General features: G+C 47.4%; 14 protein-coding genes. 6 read left to right on the top strand and 8 right to left on the bottom strand.

Annotation, left to right across the window (positions count from 1 at the left end; translation table 11 throughout):
• Positions 1 to 18 precede the first annotated feature (18 nt).
• From NYR53_RS02350 to tnpB, 5 genes are all read right to left on the bottom strand, one after another.
• Positions 19 to 834 carry a carbohydrate ABC transporter permease gene (locus NYR53_RS02350; RefSeq protein WP_261303756.1) on the bottom strand — a complete coding sequence of 272 codons (816 nt, stop codon included), beginning with the start codon at positions 832 to 834 and terminating at the stop codon, positions 19 to 21.
• Positions 831 to 1,715, bottom strand: coding sequence for a carbohydrate ABC transporter permease (locus NYR53_RS02345; RefSeq protein WP_261303755.1), 885 nt, complete (start codon positions 1,713 to 1,715; stop codon positions 831 to 833). Before NYR53_RS02345 ends, NYR53_RS02350 begins: the two co-directional genes overlap by 4 nt.
• Before the next feature lie 97 nt (positions 1,716 to 1,812).
• Positions 1,813 to 3,159, bottom strand: a complete 1,347-nt coding sequence (locus NYR53_RS02340; protein ID WP_261303754.1) for an ABC transporter substrate-binding protein — start codon at positions 3,157 to 3,159, stop codon at positions 1,813 to 1,815.
• Between the two features lie 525 nt (positions 3,160 to 3,684).
• The gene (fumC, locus tag NYR53_RS02335; protein WP_261303753.1) at positions 3,685 to 5,076 is read right to left on the bottom strand and encodes a class II fumarate hydratase; all 1,392 of its coding nucleotides are present in this window, start codon (positions 5,074 to 5,076) and stop codon (positions 3,685 to 3,687) included.
• A gap of 168 nt (positions 5,077 to 5,244) precedes the next feature.
• Positions 5,245 to 6,348, bottom strand: coding sequence for an IS200/IS605 family element RNA-guided endonuclease TnpB (gene tnpB, locus NYR53_RS02330; protein ID WP_261303752.1), 1,104 nt, complete (start codon positions 6,346 to 6,348; stop codon positions 5,245 to 5,247).
• A gap of 312 nt (positions 6,349 to 6,660) precedes the next feature.
• Between tnpB and NYR53_RS02325 the strand changes: the two genes are divergently transcribed.
• Complete coding sequence (locus NYR53_RS02325) at positions 6,661 to 7,053, top strand: acyl-CoA thioesterase (RefSeq protein WP_171644438.1); 393 nt, start codon at positions 6,661 to 6,663, stop codon at positions 7,051 to 7,053.
• Between the two features lie 13 nt (positions 7,054 to 7,066).
• Here NYR53_RS02325 and NYR53_RS02320 read toward each other — a convergent pair whose 3' ends face one another.
• Positions 7,067 to 7,636: a pyridoxamine 5'-phosphate oxidase family protein gene (locus tag NYR53_RS02320; RefSeq protein ID WP_261303751.1), complete on the bottom strand. Its 570-nt coding sequence runs from the start codon at positions 7,634 to 7,636 to the stop codon at positions 7,067 to 7,069.
• Between the two features lie 296 nt (positions 7,637 to 7,932).
• Here NYR53_RS02320 and NYR53_RS02315 point away from each other — a divergent pair, with 296 nt between their 5' ends.
• Together NYR53_RS02315 and NYR53_RS02310 are read left to right on the top strand one after the other, a co-directional pair.
• Positions 7,933 to 8,100, top strand: a complete 168-nt coding sequence (locus NYR53_RS02315) for a hypothetical protein (protein ID WP_156410927.1) — start codon at positions 7,933 to 7,935, stop codon at positions 8,098 to 8,100.
• A gap of 357 nt (positions 8,101 to 8,457) precedes the next feature.
• Positions 8,458 to 9,066 (top strand): DUF3298 and DUF4163 domain-containing protein, encoded by a 609-nt coding sequence (locus tag NYR53_RS02310; RefSeq protein ID WP_437180157.1) that lies wholly within the window; start codon positions 8,458 to 8,460, stop codon positions 9,064 to 9,066.
• Positions 9,067 to 9,068: 2 nt separating this feature from the next.
• Here the strand turns inward: NYR53_RS02310 and NYR53_RS02305 are convergent, their stop codons facing one another.
• Together NYR53_RS02305 and NYR53_RS02300 are read right to left on the bottom strand one after the other, a co-directional pair.
• A complete protein-coding gene (locus NYR53_RS02305; protein WP_261303749.1) occupies positions 9,069 to 10,073 on the bottom strand; it encodes a TRM11 family SAM-dependent methyltransferase in 1,005 nt (334 codons plus the stop codon).
• A gap of 61 nt (positions 10,074 to 10,134) precedes the next feature.
• On the bottom strand, positions 10,135 to 11,037 hold the full coding sequence (locus tag NYR53_RS02300) for a LysR family transcriptional regulator (RefSeq protein ID WP_261303748.1): 903 nt from the start codon (positions 11,035 to 11,037) through the stop codon (positions 10,135 to 10,137).
• Positions 11,038 to 11,164: 127 nt separating this feature from the next.
• On the opposite strand from NYR53_RS02300, the gene NYR53_RS02295 reads away from it, so the two are divergent.
• The 3 genes from NYR53_RS02295 to NYR53_RS02285 all read left to right on the top strand — a co-directional run bounded on the left by NYR53_RS02295 (position 11,165) and on the right by NYR53_RS02285 (position 13,716).
• Positions 11,165 to 12,235, top strand: coding sequence for a branched-chain amino acid aminotransferase (locus NYR53_RS02295; protein ID WP_261303747.1), 1,071 nt, complete (start codon positions 11,165 to 11,167; stop codon positions 12,233 to 12,235).
• Between the two features lie 294 nt (positions 12,236 to 12,529).
• On the top strand, positions 12,530 to 12,844 hold the full coding sequence (locus tag NYR53_RS02290; protein ID WP_261300801.1) for a transposase: 315 nt from the start codon (positions 12,530 to 12,532) through the stop codon (positions 12,842 to 12,844).
• A gap of 11 nt (positions 12,845 to 12,855) precedes the next feature.
• Entirely contained in the window at positions 12,856 to 13,716 is an 861-nt protein-coding gene (locus NYR53_RS02285) for an IS3 family transposase (protein ID WP_261306251.1), read from the top strand.
• Positions 13,717 to 13,893: the final 177 nt, after the last annotated feature.

Below are 13,893 nucleotides of genomic sequence, written 5' to 3'. Positions count from 1 at the left end.
TTCGTTATGCTTTCGTTATTAGCCTTTAACTGCACCAGCAGAAAGTCCGCTTACCACGTAGCGTTGTGACACTAGAGCAATGATCAGAACCGGAAGTGTAATAATGCAGGCAGCAGCCATCAACGCGCCCCAGTTGATTTCGGAATAAGACATAAAGTTAAACACAGCGATCGGTAACGTTTTTGTTTTGTCCCCTGCCAAGATCACCGAGAACATGAAATTGTTCCACGAAAAGATGAAGGAAAGCAGCGATGCTGTAATGACGCCAGGTCCTGAGATAGGCAAAATAATGCGTAGAAACACTTGATGATGCGTACATCCATCGATAAGCCCTGATTCTTCGATTTCCGTAGGAAGCGCCTCGAAAAAGGAGATCATAATCCAAATAATAAACGGTAATCCAACGAGCATATGACTAAGAATTAATGCTGTATACGTGTCTACCAAATGGATCTTGGAGAACAGGATGAACCAAGGAATCAAGAATGTGATTCCCGGGATAATTCTCGCAACTAAGATGAGAAGGCCCAACTTGTGAAGGTGATGTCTTGCAATCGCGTAAGCTGCAGGAAGCCCTAAAATGAGGGACAATAGCGTTGAACCAGCTGCAACAAGCAAACTATTCCAAATAAATTTCAGGAAATTGTACTCTTTGAAAACACTGACATAGTTATGAAAAGTCGGTTTGAAAAAGAAGATATTGCCTGTCGATAAAATCTGTGCTTGTGTCTTAAAAGAAGCCAATAACATCCAGATAAATGGAAAACCAAAGGCGATTAGGACGAGGAACGTTAGCAGCGTTAGGATAACTTTTAAGCCCTTCTTTGGCTTCATGATGAGGTTCCCTCCAATCGTTTGCGCATCCATATCATAAATAAAGTCAGTCCCATCACCAGAGCAAAGAAGATAACAAGTAACGATGAAGCCATACCCAGCTTAAAGTATTGGAAACCGAGCACATAACCATACAAGTTCAATGTCTCTGAAGCAAAATTCGGTCCACCTTGTGTTGTTGCATAAATAATATCGAACGTCTTGAGCACATCGATTAAGCGCAGCATCGCCGCTACAATAATCGTTGGTTTCAGCAAGGGCAGCGTAATGGAAACGAATTTTCTCCACGCTGTTGCTCCGTCCACATCCGCCGCCTCATAAGGATCGGTTGGCAGTGTAGCTAAGCCTGCCATAATAATGAGGGCAATCATTGGTGTCCATTGCCAGACATCTACAATAACAAGCGAAGGTATAACCTGATTAGGCGAAGCTAGCCATAGCAATGGCTTTAAGCCCATCGATTTGAGCATCATATTCGCTATCCCGATGGTTGGCTCATAGATGAGCATCCACACCAAGCCCATAGCCACCGGTGTTGCTACCATGGGCAGCAGGAAAACCGTTTTTACGAGGTTTTTGCCTTTGAATTCCCTCGACAACAGCAAGGCAATAGCGATTCCCAGGATAATTTCAAGCCCAAGGGCCATGATCGTGAAGTAGAACGTTGAACCTGTTGCATGCCAAAAGCGCTCATCTTTGAATAGGGCAATATAGTTTGACAATCCTACAAAGATTGGCGGTGTTGTTGCTGACATGCTCCACTCATAGAAGCTGATTCGGAATGTATAGATGATTGGAAACAACATCATCAACATGACGAAGATGACCGCCGGAAGTGTATAGATCCATTTTAAATTGCGGTTAAACCAACTGTATTGCATGACTTCATTCACCCTTCCTGATGAAAATTGTACCCTTATGCAAAGGGTGAAGAGGGCCACTTGAGATGACCCTCATTTGATAACATTCATACGGTATTTATTTCGTTTTATCTTTATCCATAATTGCTTGCAGAGCTGCATTTGCTTTATCGGCTACCGGCTGAATGTTCGTCTCACCCGTCATCCATTTTTGTACGATTTCACCAACCGCATCACGAGCTTCACCCACACTAATTACTGTCGGACGGTCGTGGTCAACACCGTTTTTGGAGCTTTCCTTAATGATTGGAACAAGATCAGCTGGGAAGCCTGTCGTACCTTCTGGTTTATCCCATACCGATGCGCGAGCGCCTGGGTTCCCTTTTTGCTGCGTTTTCAACACGATATCTTTGCTTGTTGCCCATTCAATGAATGCCCAAGTCGCATCTTTATTACCCGATTTGGCATTCATCGCAAGACCCCAAGATGTAATACTGTAAGGCTTAGAACCTGCTTTACCTGCTGGCATAACAGCAAAACCAACTTTGTCGGCGACTTGGGACTTCGCTGGATCTATCGCATTTTGGTACAGCGAGTTCGCATCCGTTAAGAAAGCAACTTTCCCTTGAGCGAAAATACCGAAAGCTTGCGGCCAAGACATATTGAGTACGCCTGGAGGCGCATAATCTTTAAGTAGAGTGCCGTATGTTGTGAATGCTTTGATCGCTTCTGGCGTGTTAATGGCCGCTTTGTCGCCATTCGTGAAGTCTGCCCCTTCTGAATACAAGTAGGAAGATACTTGCGTAACTAGTGGTGAACGTTGGCCCCTAGCCACAAAGCCGTACATTTCGTTTTTCGGATCATGCAGCTTCTTCACTGCCGCTTGCAGCTCATCTAGTGTTTTAGGTACAGCGATGCCGGCTTTTTGCAGCAAATCTTTGCGATAGTACAAAATTTCTTGCTCCGTGATGATCGGAATACCAGCTAGCTTAGCATCTACCGTTGTGGAACCAACAGCGGATTTAGCAAAATCGGCGAAGTCATAGTTTTTCGCTTTTTGAGCGTAATCATCGAGCGGTTGAAGCCAACCGTTTTTATAGAATAATTTACCCTCTTGCAGCGGACGATACATGAAAACGTCTGGTGTCGCAGAACCGGATGTAAATTGTACCGTTAATTTCTGTGTCAGCTGATCCTCGAAGAAGCTCTCCACATTGACCTTAATGCCTGTTTCCTTCTCGAAGTCTGGAAGCAAAGGCTTGATCGCCTCCGCCCAAGGATGGTTCGCTGCTACTAAAGAGATCGTCTTTCCTGCAAAAGGCTTCGCGTTAGCTGCGGCAGTTGCACCCGGTGAAGCTGCTGGCTGTTTCGCCGCCTCCGGCGTGCTTCCGCATCCTGCAACAACCGTTGCTGCCATGATAACTGTCGTACCAACACCGACCCATTGTTTCAATGATTTTTTCATCTGATATGTGACCTCCCAGGTAATCTGAAATGTATGTGCTTACATATCTAAGAGTACTTGATTCTTATATTCCGTTGATATAACGAAGATTAAACATGCATAACTACATGTGAAGGGAAAGGGTGGGTGGGGGTGCACAAAACATCAAATTCCTTTTCTTCGGGCATATCATGCATTTTTGCAGTTAAATTCGTAGAATAGAGCTGATTTTGGGAGTTAGCTGCATTTTGCAGTAGCTTTACCAAAAACAGATGAATCCGACCCATTTCGCTGAATTTGATGCACTTTCTGCATCAAGATGAAAAATTGATGCTGAATTTTCTCGGATTTGATGTACTTTCTCTTTTTGCAGTTAAGTAGGCAGAAGCGATCCTAGTTATGGACAAATAGTTGAAAAAAGCCCCCCATCGGCGAGACGATACGAAATGGCTTGGCACATGCGCAAAAAGAGGTTGAGCTGCAGTCCTAAACTGCGGCTCAACCTCTTTTGTGGTGGAGACACTTCCTCCGTCTCCCCATAGCTCTTCACGTTGCTTTCGGATGCACCATGTCTTCCGGACGTACGTAGCTGTCAAACTGCTCTGCCGTTAAGTAGCCGCTGAGCACGGCTGACTCCTTCAGCGTCAGCCCTTCTTTATGGGCTTGCTTAGCTATGCTGGCCGCTTTCTCATACCCGATATACGGGTTGAGCGCTGTGACCAGCATGAGGGATTGCTCGAGGTTGCGCTGAATCACCTCACGATTTGGCTCCATGCCCACGAGACAATTATCGTTGAAGGAGCGCATACTATCAGCCAGCAGACGCACGGACTGCAGGAAATTGTGTATGATCACGGGCTTGAACACGTTCAGCTCGAAGTTGCCTTGGCTGGCGGCGAAGCCGATGGCTGCATCGTTGCCCATCACCTGGCAAACGACCATCGTCATCGCTTCGCTCTGCGTGGGGTTGACCTTGCCCGGCATGATCGAGCTGCCGGGCTCGTTCTCCGGGATCGTGATTTCACCGATCCCGCAGCGGGGACCGCTCGATAGCCACCGCACATCGTTGGCTATCTTCATCAAGTTCGCCGCCAGCGCCTTCAGCGCGCCGTGGGCGTAAACGATCTGATCATGGCTGGTCAGCGCATGATACTTGTTCGCTGCCGAGACGAAGCGCGTGCCCGTCTCGCGAGACAAAGCTTCGGCGACGCGCGCGCCGAACTCAGGATGCGCGTTCAGCCCGGTGCCGACGGCGGTGCCGCCGATCGCCAGCTCGCGCATCGTATCGACGCTGCTGCGCACCATGCGCGCCGTCTGCTCCAGCATCGCCCACCAACCGCTGATCTCCTGCCCCAGCGTCAGCGGGGTGGCGTCCTGCAGGTGGGTGCGGCCGATCTTCACGATGTCGGTGAAGGCCGTCATCTTGCTGTGGAGCGTAGCCTGCAGAAGCTCCAGCGCAGGCAAAAGCTCCTGCTCCACCGCGATAACGCCAGCGACATGCATTGCGGTAGGAAACGTATCGTTCGAGCTCTGCGAACGATTCACATCATCGTTGGGATGTATGCGTTCCCCGCCATCCCCCAGCAGTTCGCTGCCTCGGTGAGCAATCACCTCGTTGACGTTCATGTTCGACTGCGTCCCGCTGCCCGTCTGCCAGACGACGAGCGGGAACTCGTCGTTCCAGCGGCCTTCCACGATTTCATCGGCCGCCTGCGCAATCGCCTCCGCCTTCTCGGGAGTTAGCCCGGCTAGCTCGCGATTCACCTGCGCGGCGGCCTTTTTGAGCAGAGCAAATGCCCCAATTAACCGCACCGGCATCCGCTCCGTGCCAATCTTGAAATTCTCATAGCTGCGCTGAGTCTGAGCCCCCCACAACTTATCCACAGGTACTCTGATTTCCCCCATTGTATCCTTTTCAACGCGATATTCTTGCGCCATAATGTACCGCCTCCTAGTCCTAGCTTTATGTAGATAAAATAAGTTAACCCATCTACTGACATCTTGAACCTCTCATGACTAAAGTCACGAGATTCTTGGGTAGTCCCTTCTAACGAAGAGAAATGTAACCAAGCTAACCCTGTCGTTCCGACAGTTCGTGTAAGGTGATTACACAGTAAGCAGTCTTTTACCTTCAGCAAGAATATTTAGACTTGCATTGAAGTCTCGATCATGGTGGGCTCCACAACCGGGACAGTCCCATTCTCGCAATCTTAGGTCTTTAACGTCTTTGTGCTTATAGCCACAACAGGAGCATAGCTGCGATGATGCGAATGTTTTGCCCACAACCTTAACTATTTGGCCATACCACTTCGCTTTGTACGCCAGCATCGAGCGAAACATCGACCAGGAAACCTCGCTAATTGCTTTGGCCAATTTGTGATTTTTCATCATACTGGATACTTGCAAATCTTCAATCGCAATGATGTCGTGATTTTTGACAATATGCGTTGAAATCTTGTGCAAGTAGTCCGTACGAGCATTCGTGACTTTCTCGTGAATACGCGCTACTCTGATGCGCTGCTTCTTCCAATTGCTGCTGCCTTTCATCCTACGTGAAAGTTTACGCTGTGCCCTTGCCAGTTTCTCTTCCAGTATGCGAAAGAATTTAGGGTTGCCGAACACTTCGCCGTTAGATAGAATTGCAAAATCTTTCAAGCCAACATCGATACCAACTTCTTTGCCTGTTTTGGGAAACTCATGAATGTTGGCTTCCGCAAGTACAGATACAAAATATTTTCCTGATGGATTGCGTCTAATCGTAGCGTTCAGGATACGGCCTTCGACTTCACGGCTTTTGGCAAACTTCACAAGTCCAAGTTTAGGTAACTTGATCTGATTGCCTGCAATTCCAATGTTTCCATTTGTGTAGTTAGTTTGGTAAGACTGTACAGGATTCTTCTTGCTCTTAAACGTAGGCGCATCGTTTTGTTTTTTGAAAAAGCGATGGTAAGCATCACTCAAATTCCTCAGTGCATTTTGCAGAGAAAATTTGTCCGGTTCGTTCAACCAGTCTATTTCTTGTTTTAGTTTGGTGAGTTCAGAAGAGCATGCTCCATAACTTAAACCTTTACCTGTCTCTTTGTATGTGTCGTTCCATAGGGCTAGAAAACGATTATACACAAAGCGACTGCATCCAATCGTCTTGTTAATGAGTGTTGTTTGTTCTGGCGTTGGGTAAATGCGGAATTTGTAAGCTTTGTGATGCAGCATGGTGAAAACGGTCTCCTTTCGTCTTGAAATATAATTCCATCATAGCACATATGTTCGTTAATCAGCATTGTTTGTACCCGTTTCCTTAACATGTGTCGGATAGTTGACGTGGCAAAAGCCACGCCCTATCCGAAGTTTTCTAACTCACGACTAAAGTCACAAGTTTGCAAAAACTTTTCATCAAACACGCAAGCCATAGTTTACCCACATTATGGAGCGATATGAGCCATTAACTGGTTTTCACACCCGTAGACGAGCTATAATGAACAAAAACACCTGCCCATGTCAGGTGTAAAGAAGGAGCTCATTTTCATGGAATCCAAGCTGGATATTATCGTCAGATCAACGGAAATTGATGTGAATGGACACGTCAATAATGCCAAATATTTGGAATACCTGGAATGGGGGCGCGAGGAATGGTATGAGCAGTCCCAGCTATCCTATGAAACCTTTGGCGCGATGGGGATTCAAACCGTTACCGTGAACATCACCATCAATTATAAAAAAGAATGCAAACAGGGAGATCAATTAACGGTCACCTGCCGCCCTGACAAAATGGGACGCTCCAGCTATGTACTAAAGCAAGAGATTTTCAACAAGCAAGGTGAACTGTGTGCTGACGCCCTTGTCACCAGCGTAACGATGGATAGCACGACGCGTAAAAGCCGGGAAGCTCCAGAGGCGTTGCGGAAACATTTTGAATAAAAAAAATGCGATCTTAAACAGTGTCTGTGGATAACTTTTGACCAAGTGTCGTCAGCAGTCCGTCCATGCTTGTTACGTTTTTTGCCTGCCAATAGTCATTCAGCCCTTGCTCGCCTTGTTTTGTCGCCCAGTTCTGCAGGGTATTCCGCTCTCCTTCATAGTTGTAAAAGGGAACACTGTAGCCGCATGATGTTTTGACCTCATGGACTTGAACGACGATGATTTGCCTAGCTCCTGGCAGCAGCGTAAAACGCGGAGATAGTTTCTCCCACGCTGGGGTCCCTGGCAAAACAACATGCCCCTTCCCGTACAGGCGCAGTATCATAGGAGGTCCTTCCACGGCCGTGAACATCAACGTAATTCGTCCATTCTCCTCCAGATGCGCACTAGTCTCATTCCCGCTCCCCGTTAAGTCCAAATAGGCCACTTCATTCGCTGATAAAATACGCAGCACATCATGACCCTTCGGAGAAAGATTCACGTGCCCTTCCGCCGATAGCGGTGCCGACCCCACAAAAAAGATGTGCTGCTTCGCGATAAATGCTTCATGTTCCGGCAGCAGCGCTTCGAATGATTTCCCCATATGCGAATCATCGCCTTTCCATTTTCTTCTATTATGCTCTCCCTTACGATATTTGTGAAATAGTTAAATTAGACTTTCTTTATAGTCTTTACCTATGATTTATAACTGCTGTATTCTAATATCAAATAAACAGCCTGTATGTTTACTGGAAAATAGAGACATACTTAGTTAGTCAAAGATAAACAGCCTACGCTGTCCTTTAGGACGAGTGCGTTTGTCAGGGTTGATGCATAAGTATAAGTTGCAATCTTAACTTTACTTACGAATCAGCTGAAACTTAGAGGAGGTGATTTCAAATGTCAACGACCAACAGCAGTGATGATGTGGTGAGCCATGGCATTAATGCCGCACAGGCCAACGCGGAAGATAGCGAATCTAAACAAAAAGTGGAGGAGTTAAACTCCTTGCTTCAAGGTACAGCAACAAACTCCAGCGCGAATGAAGAATCGTCTTCACAGGAGTAATCCGCTGCAACTCATTTTAGATGATTAAGAATTAACATCGTTAGATAAGCAATGCAAAAAGAGCTTTTCCTGCTGGTCTATCGAGACCGCCGCGGAAGAGCTCTTTTTTGTATTAAAGAATAATAGGTTGATGAATCGAGTGAACCCTGCTGCTTATTTAAAGACTTAGAGTGCTTTAGCTACTTCACTTCTCTACACTTGTTCAACCTATTCGTCTAGCCTTCTACTTCTTTACTCCACCTTGGTAAGTAATAGAAGCCTTTCGAGACTCTTATTCGGAAGCATTCCCAAGAACGCTGAACCAAACGCCCACCCGCGGAATAAATTGTAGCAAAAACGTAGGGATGGATGATGAAAATGGACGGATTGGATCAACCCGTTAGTATAAAGACGTATAAAGTGCTTCGTGATAAATTGAATCTGCTGTACCCGGCTGTTGAGAAGCACCTGCCTTACTCGGCCGAGCTTGCCATGAATACAGCGATTGTTAATGCCGTTAATAAGCAGCTTCGCGAGCAAGGCTATCCGCAAAATCCGCAGACAGACGTGACTGCTCACTATGAGTTAAAGACGAATGAACGAGGTATTCTGAGTTTGACTTTATGGAATTATGCTTTCTCGGGAGGAGCCCATGGACTAACGATCCAGAACGCACTGACTTTCAACACGGAAACGGGCAAAGCCTATGCGCTCAAGGACCTGTTTAAGCCTGGCAGCGATTATGTTGCCAAGCTTAGTGCCATCATTAAAGCTGAGCTTAAATCGCGGGATATTCCTTTGTTGGTAGAATTTAATGGCATTAAACCAGATCAGGATTTTTATATTGCCGATAAGGCTTTAGTCATTTATTTTCAAGTGTATGAGCTGGCCGCTTATGTCTATGGATTTTTGTATTTTCCTATTTCGGTGTATGCCATTCAGGATATTATCGCTGAAGATGGACCGCTGGGTAAAATGCTTTATTAGTGCTAAACGCAGACGATAATTTGTCTGCTGAAGCTGCCTTTGTTGACGGTGCAGCGCTCTGCAATGCGAAATCCCGCTTGGACGATGAGCGGATCGATCTGCTCCGTCGTAACGATAACCGCGCGCTTTGCTAATCGGCGGGCGCTTTGGAGCATTTGAAGCTGCTCATCCTCGGGCAGCTTCGAGCAGAGATTGTACGGCATGTCTAGGATGAGCGCATCATAGCGGACCTGCGGGCTGGTCGGTGACAGTGTCACCTGCTCGACTATGCCTCCGAGGCTAGTCGATGACGAAACCTGTTCACCTACCAAGCCTAAGGTCCGCATGTCCGCGATGCTCACCACGTTCGGCATGCCGAAGTGCTCGAGATTCACCCGCGCGCCGCGCACCGCCAGCGGGTTGATGTCGCAGCCCACGATGTCGATCCCCATCGACATCGCCTCCACCAGCACCGTGCCGATGCCGCAGCACGGGTCAATGGCTTTCGTGCCCGCAACAATGGGCACGGCAATGTTCACCACCGCCCGCGCTACGCGCGTACTCAGGGCGGTGGAGTAGTTCTGTGGCTTCTGCTGATGCTGAAGCCACACGGCTTCGCCGTATCTGCAGCGGCCGAACAACCACCTTGCTCCCAGCTCCGTCACGGCGAACCATTGCTCCGGCCGTCGCATCTCGGCTTTGCCGCGAAGATGCCGGCCTATTTCGCGAGCGACCTCGCGCTGGCGGTCCTTACTGACCGCAGCCTCCGTCTCCGCGAACGCAACCTTGAACGTTGACCCCTGCACGGTCAACGTCTCGACCATCGAGGCCAGCTCCGGCAAGCTGCCGGCCTCGAACAAAACATCCAGCCGCAGCTTCAAAAACGGGCTGCGGCTCGGCTCCACTTGGCGCGCGCTAACGGCGTAGCGCGCGCCAAGCACTGTCTCTGCGCCCAGTAAGGTGCGCAGCTCTAACTGGCACAGCGCCTGCTCGTCTTCGTGGCAGGCGTATACGTATATATGTTCCATACATCATCCCTCATTTTACATGTTAAATGCCTAATCTGTTTTGTCTTATGTCTAAAGTCTTTCAATTCCCGCTCACTGTGATCCTTCCTGTAGCCGCAAACTGCTGCATCAACTGCTTCATAAACATATCCATCGTCTTACATAGGAACATATCCTTACGATAAACAATACCGACATCCTTCTGGGGAATGGGATCTATGATTGGTATGCTCCGAATGCCGCCGCTGCGAATACCGTCCACATACGACCCCGGCAAAATGGCTCCGCCTACATTGTTTTTGGCCATCTGAAGCAGTGACTCCAGAGTCGAGAGTTCTATCGCCGGCTTCCATGCAAAACCCGACTGCTCACAGCAATCATCCATCATTTGCCGAACATAAAACTTGTTCTGGAGCATAGCGACCGGAAGCTGAGCCAAGTCCGCCAAACGAATGGCTTTCGCCTGGGCAAGCGGATGCTCGTCCGAAATAACAAGCCGCAGCTGTTCCTTGTACAACGGGATATAATGAAACTGTTCATCTTCATCAAGCAGAAAAACAACACCCATGTCAAGCTGGTTGCTCAGCAGGCGCTCCTTCGTCTCCTCGGTAGCTAGTTCCGTCACAGAGAGCTCGATTTTCGGGTAAAGGGCATGGAAGGCAATAATCGTTTCAGTGAGCAAATGATTGCCGGAGCAGCCAATACGCAGCCGTCCCCGCTGCATGCCTCGGATCTCATTAATAGCTGCCTGCGCTTGATCCAACTCATGGAACATGTTCCTGCTGTGCTTATGAAGGATTTCACCTGCCTCTGTGACGTAAATCTTTTTTCCGATCCGCTGAAAAAGGGGTGATCCTACCCGATGCTCCAACAGACGAATTTGTTGGCTGAGTGTGGGTTGGCTGATGCCAAGCTTTTCCGCTGCCTTCGTGAAGTGAAGTTCTTCGCATACCGCTAAAAAGTATTCCAATAACCGATGCTCCATCTTGGTATGCCTCCGATCATAGTTATTAACTATGATGGTAATTGATTATTCGCAATTGATCAATGATAGTTATTTATCTATAGTAACGATAACAGGTAAAACATATCGAAAAAGGTGGTTGATGGCCATGTATGGACAGATTCGAATCGAATGCAATCTGAGTAGTAAAACAAAGCCAAGTTTTGAAGAGGACCTAGGGTTTGGGCGTCATTTTACCGATCATATGTTTATGATGGATTTCGAAGAAGGAAAGGGTTGGCATGATCCGCGTATTATCCCTTATGGGCCCATTTCCCATGATCCTTCCGCGATGGTTTTTCATTATGGGCAAGCCGTGTTCGAGGGTTTAAAGGCTTTTCGTACGGAAAAGGATGAGATCGTTTTATTTCGCCCTGACCAAAATGCCCAGCGACTAAACCGATCCTCCGACCGACTGCAAATGCCTCAAATGGATGAGAATTTCGTCGTGGACGCCATTCGAACCCTCGTTCGTGTGGATGCCGAGTGGGTGCCGAGAAAGAAGGGATCCTCTTTATATATTCGTCCTTTTGTGATAGCTACCGAAGCTGGCTTAGGCGTGCGTGCCTCATCGCGCTATTCGTTCGTAATCATTATGTCGCCGGTAGACTCCTACTATGAAGAAGGACTTCAGCCCATCAACCTTTTAATAGAAAGCCATTATGCCAGGGCCGTTCAAGGTGGCACAGGCAATGCCAAAACAGCTGGCAATTACGCTGCAACACTCAAAGCACAAGCCCTCGCCAAAGAACACAACTGCGCTCAAGTGCTCTGGCTCGATGCCATCGAGAAGATTTATATAGAAGAAGCAGGCAGTATGAATGTCTTCTTCAAAATTAACGGGGAAGTTGTGACCCCAAGCCTTAGTGGCAGTATTCTGGATGGCATCACGCGAAAAAGCATCATTCACCTGCTCAAGGAGTGGGGCATTCCGGTTACCGAGCGGAAAGTTTCGATCAATGACCTTGTTCTTGCCTATGAGGACGGAACCCTGGAAGAGGCCTTCGGTACCGGCACGGCTGCCGTCGTGTCCCCTATTGGCAGTCTCTTGTGGAACGGCACGCCTATGATGATTAATCAAGGTAACATTGGTGATCTGGTTCGTCGGCTTTACGATACGATTACTGGGATTCAATATGGAAGGATCGAGGATTCTTACGGGTGGACGATTTCTTGTTAGACGCAAACTACAGTGAAAAAGACACCTTAGGGTGTCTTTTGTCATTTGGAAGTTATCGTCTATAGTAACTCTTTTTGGCGTTTAGATTACTTAGAGTAGCTTGCTCTTTCTCATCTGACCGCGAGAGTCGGATTGCAGGCAATACCCGATGCATCGTTGATGCAAAAAGTGCAGCATAATTTACTGTATATCGGGATTTTCAGGCGAGATCATGCAAAAATGCACCTAGAATTAAAAGTGGACATCTCTTAAGTGAAACTAAGATAATATCAATAAGAGGGAGAGGTGTCCGGGATGGAACGAAATCGTTATAGTGAAGAATTTAAGAAGCAGACAGTGAAGTACATCTTAGAGCAAGGTAAATCAATGCCGCAGATGTCCGAAGAGCTCGGGATATCTGCGGGTGTTCTGCACAACTGGAAAGCTACATACCGTGACGAATTTCAGACGGAGTCAGTAATTACTCCGGAAAGAGTGCGCCAGCTTGAGCAACAGTTACGTGAAAAAGATCTGGAGTATCAGGAGAAAGAACGCCAAAATCAAGATCTCCAAGAGGAACTCGCTATTTTAAAAAAGGCGCTGCACATCTTCAGCAAAGAAAAGAACTAAGGTTCCAATTCATCGAGGATCATCGCTCCGAGTTTCGATTGGAGAAGATGTGTGACGTGCTACAAGTGTCTAGGAGCGGCTATTACAAATGGAAAACTGTTGTTGTGTCCGAGCGTAACAAGCGCAAAGAGGAACTAACTAAACGCATTAAGTGGCATTTTCATGATTCGGATGAAACTTATGGCAGCCCGAGGATATTCAAAGAACTTGTGAAAGAAGGCTGGACCGTAGCGGAACGTACGGTGGGTCTTATTATGCGCGAACATGGATTACGTTCGTGTATGGCGCGGAAGTTCAGGGTCACTACGACAGATTCTAATCACGATCAGCCCATTGCTCCCAATATCCTTGAGCAAGACTTTAAAGCAACGAAACCAAATGAAAAGTGGGTAGCTGACATAACCTACATTCCTTGCCGTCAAGGGAGGCTCTATCTGGCTAGCATCATGGATCTGCACACGAAACAAATCGTTGGATGGAAACTTAGCGATCGAATGACGACTGACTTGGTAATGGATGCGCTAAATCAGGCATACGCCTCTAAGAAGCCAGGCAAAGGTCTTATCCATCATTCTGATCGCGGCTCCCAGTATGCCTCAAAGGAGTACCGTGAGCAGTTAGCAAGCTACGGTATGAAGCCAAGCATGAGTCGTAAGGGCAACTGTTATGACAATGCTTGTATTGAGGCTTTTCACAGCATCTTAAAACGTGAGTGTATCTATAGCAAACCCAAATTTAAGACGAAGCAAGAAGCGCAGGAGAAGTTGTTCCGATACCTCGAAATCTTTTACAACCGGAAACGATCTAACAGCACGATTGGTTACATGTCTCCGTTACGCTTCGAAAAGTTGTACTACCAGAACGCAGCTTAACTAAAGAAGTGTCCACTTTCTTGACAGAAGAGCAAAAGTGCAGCAAATTCGTCGATCACTCCTCGTTTTGGGCTAAAATGCGGAGATTTGATGCACAAAATGCATCATTACTACTTCAAAACAGAGGATAACGATGATTTCATGCACTTTATGCATGTAGTCGCCCGACGGCCCAAG

This window comes from Paenibacillus andongensis, assembly GCF_025369935.1.
GTDB classification, from domain to species: Bacteria; Bacillota; Bacilli; order Paenibacillales; family NBRC-103111; genus Paenibacillus_E; species Paenibacillus_E andongensis.
The sequence above is the reverse complement of the archived record's forward strand: the minus strand, read 5'-3'. Positions and strand labels throughout refer to the sequence as shown.

What these genes read in the sequence shown, in the direction of transcription:
- NYR53_RS02320 (WP_261303751.1), bottom strand. Translation starts at nt 7,636, where the DNA reads ATGGGGAAATCATTCGAAGCGCTGCTGCCGGAACATGAAGCATTTATC.
- NYR53_RS02350 (WP_261303756.1), bottom strand. Translation starts at nt 834, where the DNA reads ATGAAGCCAAAGAAGGGCTTAAAAGTTATCCTAACGCTGCTAACGTTC.
- fumC (WP_261303753.1), bottom strand. Translation starts at nt 5,076, where the DNA reads ATGGCGCAAGAATATCGCGTTGAAAAGGATACAATGGGGGAAATCAGA.
- NYR53_RS02305 (WP_261303749.1), bottom strand. Translation starts at nt 10,073, where the DNA reads ATGGAACATATATACGTATACGCCTGCCACGAAGACGAGCAGGCGCTG.
- NYR53_RS02310 (WP_437180157.1), top strand. Translation starts at nt 8,458, where the DNA reads ATGGACGGATTGGATCAACCCGTTAGTATAAAGACGTATAAAGTGCTT.
- NYR53_RS02295 (WP_261303747.1), top strand. Translation starts at nt 11,165, where the DNA reads ATGTATGGACAGATTCGAATCGAATGCAATCTGAGTAGTAAAACAAAG.
- NYR53_RS02300 (WP_261303748.1), bottom strand. Translation starts at nt 11,037, where the DNA reads ATGGAGCATCGGTTATTGGAATACTTTTTAGCGGTATGCGAAGAACTT.
- NYR53_RS02340 (WP_261303754.1), bottom strand. Translation starts at nt 3,159, where the DNA reads ATGAAAAAATCATTGAAACAATGGGTCGGTGTTGGTACGACAGTTATC.
- NYR53_RS02315 (WP_156410927.1), top strand. Translation starts at nt 7,933, where the DNA reads ATGTCAACGACCAACAGCAGTGATGATGTGGTGAGCCATGGCATTAAT.
- tnpB (WP_261303752.1), bottom strand. Translation starts at nt 6,348, where the DNA reads ATGCTGCATCACAAAGCTTACAAATTCCGCATTTACCCAACGCCAGAA.
- NYR53_RS02325 (WP_171644438.1), top strand. Translation starts at nt 6,661, where the DNA reads ATGGAATCCAAGCTGGATATTATCGTCAGATCAACGGAAATTGATGTG.
- NYR53_RS02345 (WP_261303755.1), bottom strand. Translation starts at nt 1,715, where the DNA reads ATGCAATACAGTTGGTTTAACCGCAATTTAAAATGGATCTATACACTT.
- NYR53_RS02290 (WP_261300801.1), top strand. Translation starts at nt 12,530, where the DNA reads ATGGAACGAAATCGTTATAGTGAAGAATTTAAGAAGCAGACAGTGAAG.